The organism is Terribium retamae (assembly GCF_022347545.1).
GTDB classification, from domain to species: domain Bacteria; phylum Pseudomonadota; class Alphaproteobacteria; order Rhizobiales; family Rhizobiaceae; genus Mesorhizobium; species Mesorhizobium retamae.
The window spans coordinates 1-1,515 of the sequence record NZ_JAKREW010000112.1; the positions used below are offsets into that span (position 1 = coordinate 1).

General features: G+C 68.2%; 2 protein-coding genes. Both read left to right on the forward strand.

Features of this window, described 5'->3' with window-relative positions; all coding sequences use genetic code 11:
- Window positions 1-182 precede the first annotated feature (182 nt).
- Window positions 183-1,214: a YeiH family protein gene (locus L4923_RS30750; protein ID WP_425531047.1), complete on the forward strand. Its 1,032-nt coding sequence runs from the start codon at window positions 183-185 to the stop codon at window positions 1,212-1,214.
- On the forward strand, window positions 1,214-1,515 hold a 302-nt coding region (locus L4923_RS30755; protein WP_275448664.1), incomplete at its 3' end, for a phosphate acyltransferase. The genes L4923_RS30750 and L4923_RS30755, both read left to right, overlap by 1 nt.

Consider the following 1,515-nt stretch of genomic DNA (forward strand, 5'->3'; position numbering starts at 1 on the left):
CCCTTTTGGGGGGGGTCGCACCCGGGGCGCCCCCGGGGGGGGCGTTATACCTGTTGGTTTCCCGCCCCCGGCCTAGGGGGGGTTGTGGTGGCTGGGGGGGGGCGGAAACGCCGCCGTTGCCAAGACGGAGAGGGACCTCAGCGCCACACGCGACTACCCCGCTTCCATAAGGGATTAAAGCAATGAATACCGCCGCCGCGACCCGACGTCTCAACGACCTGCCTGCGATGGCGCAAGCCTGGTGGCCTGGCCTTGCCGTGACCGGGGCCGTGGCGATTGCGGCGCAGTTCCTGTCGGACCATTACGGCGCGCCCGCCATGTTGATGGCGCTGCTGCTCGGCATTGCCTTCAATTTCCTATCGGAGGAGGGGCGCTGCGTCGCCGGCATCGACCTCAGCGCCAAGAAGGTGCTGCGCATCGGCGTCGCCTTGCTCGGCATGCGCATCAGCGTCGACCTTTTGGTCGGTCTTGGCGCCGGTACCATTCTGCTATTGGTCTGTGCCATCGCCGCGACCATCCTGTTCGGGCTGGGTGCGGCGAAACTCCTCGGCCGCGGCTGGCGGCTTGCGCTGATCACCAGCGGCTCGGTCGCCATCTGCGGAGCATCGGCCGCCATGGCGATCGCCGCCGTGCTGCCGCGCAACGAATTCTCCGAGCGCAACCTGATCTTCACCGTGCTGTCGGTGACGGTGCTGTCGACGCTCGCCATGATCTTTTATCCGATGATCGCCGAAGGCATCGGTCTCGATGCGCGCGCCACCGGCATCTTCTTCGGCGGCACCATCCACGATGTCGCCCAGGTGGTCGGCGCCGGCTTCTCGGTCTCGCCGGAGGCGGGCGAGACCGCCACTTTGGTCAAGCTCATCCGCGTCACCATGCTGGCGCCGGTCGTGCTGGTGTTCTCCCTCGCCACGCGCGGCGCCGGCCCGGCGGGCGAAGCCGGCAAACGGCCGCCGCTGCTGCCCGGCTTCGTCATCGCCTTCCTCATCCTGGCTGCTGCCAATTCACTGGGTTTCGTGCCGGAAGCGGTCTCGAAGGCCGGCATGGAGGTGTCGCGCTGGGCGCTGCTCGGCGGCATCGTCGCGGTCGGCATGAAGACCTCGCTGCGCCGCGTGCTCGATGTCGGTGGTGATGCGGTGGCGCTGATCGTCGCCGAGACCATCTTCATCGGCCTCTTCATCCTCGCCGGCATCTACTATCTGGGACACGCCTGATGAAACCGCTGGAACGTATCCTCGCCGCCGCCAAGGCCTCGCCGCGCCACATCGTGCTGCCGGAGGGCGAAGACCCGCGCATCGCCGAGGCGGCACTGCGTTCGGTGCGCGAGGACGTTGCGCAGATCACGCTGGTCGGCCGCCGGGGCATCGTCGAGCAAAGGCTTGCCGAGGCCGGCGCCGCGGGCGAGGTGATCCGCATCGAGGACCCCGAGACCTCGGCGCTGACCGCCCGTCTGGCAGCGGCCTATCATGCGCTGCGCAAGGACAAGGGCGTCGACGGAGCGACAGCGTATGAGGC